Annotated in this window: 4 protein-coding genes; 1 reads left to right on the top strand and 3 read right to left on the bottom strand. The window is 69.8% G+C overall.

The window, feature by feature from the left end; genetic code table 11:
* The 3 genes from Q0R63_RS04185 to Q0R63_RS04175 form a co-directional block, all read right to left on the bottom strand.
* On the bottom strand, positions 1–616 hold a 616-nt coding region (locus Q0R63_RS04185; RefSeq protein ID WP_295694449.1), incomplete at its 3' end, for an NAD(P)-binding domain-containing protein.
* Positions 609–1526: a WecB/TagA/CpsF family glycosyltransferase gene (locus Q0R63_RS04180; RefSeq protein WP_295694446.1), complete on the bottom strand. Its 918-nt coding sequence runs from the start codon at positions 1524–1526 to the stop codon at positions 609–611. The genes Q0R63_RS04185 and Q0R63_RS04180, both read right to left, overlap by 8 nt.
* Complete coding sequence (locus Q0R63_RS04175; RefSeq protein ID WP_295694444.1) at positions 1519–2715, bottom strand: hypothetical protein; 1197 nt, start codon at positions 2713–2715, stop codon at positions 1519–1521. The genes Q0R63_RS04180 and Q0R63_RS04175 overlap by 8 nt, the downstream gene beginning before the upstream one ends.
* A gap of 710 nt (positions 2716–3425) precedes the next feature.
* Between Q0R63_RS04175 and Q0R63_RS04170 the strand changes: the two genes are divergently transcribed.
* A partial coding sequence (locus Q0R63_RS04170; protein WP_295694441.1) for a hypothetical protein occupies positions 3426–3859 on the top strand: 434 nt, incomplete at its 3' end.

The following is a 3859-nucleotide window of genomic DNA, read 5'->3' as shown; positions in this document are numbered from 1 at the left end:
TCAGGAGGATCGCGCCCTGGCAGAACACGCGGTAGATCGACGCGGCCACCTCGGCGCACCTCGGCGTGATCCCCCCGACGATGCGGTCGTTGGTGATCATCTCGATCATGATGCGTCCGGGCAGCACGCGCTCGGGGCAGTGGGCGATGTGGACGTCCGGCAGGCCTTCGCCGATGTGCGGCATCCGCAGGTCGGGACGCAGCTCGCCGATCCACTCGCTGATCAGCCGTGAGGTGCCGGGTGGCGACGTGGACTCGAGGATGACGAGCTCGCCCCCGTGCAGCTGCGGAGCGATGCTCTCGACCGCCGAACGGATGTAGGAGAGGTCGGCGGTGTGGTCGTCGTTGAACGGGGTCGGGACGGCGACGATGTAGGCGTCGGCGTGCGGCATCTCCGTCGTCGACTTGAGGCGACCCATGCTGACCGCCCCGCTGACGGCGATGGCGAGGTCGGGCTCGACGAAGGGGACCTCACCGCGCTCGACCGCCGCGACGGTCGCCGGGTTGACGTCGACGCCGATGACCTCGATGCCGCGGGTCGCGAGGACCACGGCTGTCGGCAGCCCGATGTAGCCGAGGCCGATGACGGCGACGGTCCCGCTGAAGATCTCATCCATGGTGTGCTCCCCGAGGGTGGTGCTGGCGTGATGTGCGGACGGCGTCCCGGGCGACGAGCAGGACGAAGGCGGAGTTGGTGCGGAGGTAGCGCCGCCACATGCGGCTCGGCTCCTGGATCAGGCGGTAGGCCCATTCCATGCCGGCGCCCTGCCAGGCCTTGGGCGCCCGCTTGGTCACCCCGGCCATGACGTCGAACGACCCGCCGACCCCGTGCATGACAGGGACGTCGAGCGTGGCGCCGTAGGTCCCCAGGAAGATCTCCTTCTTCGGCGAGGTGATGCCGAGGAAGAGCATGTCGGGGGCCGCCTCGCGGATGTCGGCGGCGACCTGCGCCGAGTCCTCGGCCGCGTAGTAGCCGTCGCGGTGGCCGGCGATGCGCAGGGTCGGCCACCGTGTGGTGATGGCCTCGATGAGCGCCTCGAGCACCTCGGGCCGGGCGCCGAGGAGGTAGACGCTGCGTCCGTCGTCGGCGGCGACCTGCAGCAGGGCCGCGAAGAGGTCGATGCCGGCCACCCGCTCCGGTAGCGGCTTGCCGAGGACGCGGCTGGCCCAGACGACGGACTGGCCGTCGGCGACGAGCAGGTCGCACTCCAGCAGGGAGTCGCGCAGGACGTGGTCGCTGCGGAGGTTGACGGCCTTGGCCGCGTTGACGACGCCGACGAGCATCGGGCTCCGGGCGGTCAGCGCGTCTCGGCACTGCTGGACGGCCTCGTCGAGGGTCACGGCGTCGAACGAGAGCCCGAACAGGTCGCGTCGCAGCCCGGGCAGGGTCACGGCCCGCAACGGGGCCGGCCCGACCCCGAGGTCGGTGGTCAGCAGTGCTGCAGGTCGCAGAAGGGGCTCGCTCAGTACTGGGACGACTGCCGCTGGGACGACTGCCGCAGGCTTGTCTGTCAGGAGGTCATGCACGAGAGGCTTCCTCTGTCAGTAGGGCGGTGGCCGCGGTGCCCTGGCGCAGCCAGGCGTAGAGGAGCCAGCCGAGCTCGTAGGGTCGGCACTCGTGGTCGACCAGGGTGGTGGGGAAGGCGCGGTCCAGACCGGGGAGGGTGAAACCCGGTCGCAGGGACGTCGTGACGGCGCTGAGCTTGCGGGCAGCCTTCGCCGGCTCGCGCCGGCCGACCTTGCGCCAGACGACGCCCAACCGGTCGTCGACCAGCTCCTCGAGCACCTCAGGGTGCGTGGTCAGCCACGAGAGGCCTGTGACGATCGCCGCACGGTGGTCGTCGCCGCCGGCGTCGAACAGGTCGAACAGGGCCATTGGTGCCATGGCGTGCTGGTGGACGCTGTAGACAGGGAAGCCCTCCACGACCGAGCCGGTACGGGAGTCGTAGTGCCACCACCACTGCCCGGCCTCGCCCTGCAGGGCACAGATCCGCTGAGCGCAGGCGTTGGCCGCGGTCAGTGCCGCGCCGTCGGCGCGCACGGCAGCCATCCGCGCCAGGGCCTGGATCGGGTAGACCTGATCGGCGAAGGATCCGACGTGCGAACGGAACCGCCCCAGCGCGGTCGGCGGCAGGGCGTGCGGGAAGAGCCCGGTCGGTCCCTGCTCCGCGAGCAGCCGGTCGCGTGCGGTCGTCACCACGTCGTCGGTGTCGCCGAGGTAGGCCGAGGCGACTGCCGCCGTGAGCATCCAGGCCACGTCGATGGTCGGAAGCGGATCGCCCGAGGCGAGCATGTCCCGCATCCGGCTGAATAGGGTGTCAGCGTGGCGCTGCTCGACCTCCGCCACGGCCCAGGCGGCCAGCGCGATGGCGCCGGGGTCGGCGTCCCGCTCGGCCCGCTTGGCGACGGCTGCCGACAGCTCGGCGGCGGTGAGTCCGGACAGGACCCGACGCTGCGTCGCCTCCGGCGTGTGCCGCAGGCCGAGGGCGACGATCGCGGCATACCGCAGATTCGTGCCTTCCTGGACCAGGTGCGGGCCCGTCGCCGACGGGACCCCCCGCACGGTCTGGACGAACGCGCGGGAGTCCGGGCGGTACATCTGCGGCAGCCCGTCCAGCGCACACCGCACGAGGCGGTCGACGGACGCGGCGATGGTCGGGCCGATGGTGGCATTGAACGGGCCGCCGACGAGGTCGGTGGCGATGTGGTGAGTCACTGCAGGATCCTCCGAGTTCACCCGTGACACGTTTGAGGAACCGGCGAGCCCCCCAAAGGCTCATGGGCCGGAACACTTCGACTTTAAGGTGGGATCTGCCCGTGTGTCCCGGGAATCGAAGCGTCTGTCCACTTTGGTCTTTCATTCCGCTTTCTGACGGTCTGTGAGGTTCGAAAACCGTTGTCCCACCGTCGAGCCGGCTCCGCAGGGCGGCCCTGTGGCGCCGCCCAAACGGAAGGAGGTGCCCCGGGGCCGCCAAGATACGTCCGCGCGGTTGCCGGCCGCGAGAACCCCGCTCGGGTGCACTGAGCGGAGAAGTGTGACGTCATCCACCGGGCAGGGAAAATACCGGGGAGTACGGTACCGTCCTCGTCGGAGCAGGGCTCGATGCGGAGCGGGGACCTTTCTGGGTGTTGTGTCCGCTTTGTTGAGGTCTATAGGTGGGCAGTACGGACTGGCCAACACGGTGTTCGCTGAATGTTGGCCGATTCTGTGTGCGGACGGTGGGATCTTCCGCAACACTTGTCCTCAGCAATCGGGGGGTTGGTCAGGAAGGGCTCGAGCACGCTGTTGGGTGGTGTGCTCGGGACGCACGAGAACCGGCGCCGTGGGCGTCGGCCGGTAGGGGATCAGACACTCTTGGTGGGGGCATCAACGTGACGGAGCAGCTTCAGCGTCTGGGCGGCCCTGCCGACCCTCCCGAACCTCCTGTGAGCCGAACCCTCGTGCGCCGCCGCCGTCGGTGGGAGGTCCGGTACCGCACCAGCGCCGCGATGGGGGACGTCGTGGTCGGCGCGATCGTCGTCCTCGTCCTCTACGTGCTGAAGTTCGGGCCCGACCTCGGTGACCGCGTCTGGCTGCTGTTCGCGGCGCCGCCGATCTGGCTTCTCGCTCTTCACGCGACCCAGACCTACCGTCCCCGCAACATCGGCACCGGGTTCGACGAGTACCGCGCGATCGGCAAGGCTGCCCTCCTCGTCGCCTGCGCGGCCGCCCTCGCCGGCTTCACCTTCGACATCCGGATGCCCCGGTCCATCGTCCTGCCCCTCGTGCCCCTGATGATGGTTGCAAGCCTGCTGTCGCACTGGTACCTCCGGCGTGACCTCTACAACCGCCGTCAGCAGGGTGAGTGCCTGGTCGACAC

The organism is Lapillicoccus sp. (assembly GCF_025353065.1).
In the GTDB taxonomy this organism is placed as follows: domain Bacteria; phylum Actinomycetota; class Actinomycetes; order Actinomycetales; family Dermatophilaceae; genus Lapillicoccus.
The sequence above is the reverse complement of the archived record's forward strand: the minus strand, read 5'-3'. Positions and strand labels throughout refer to the sequence as shown.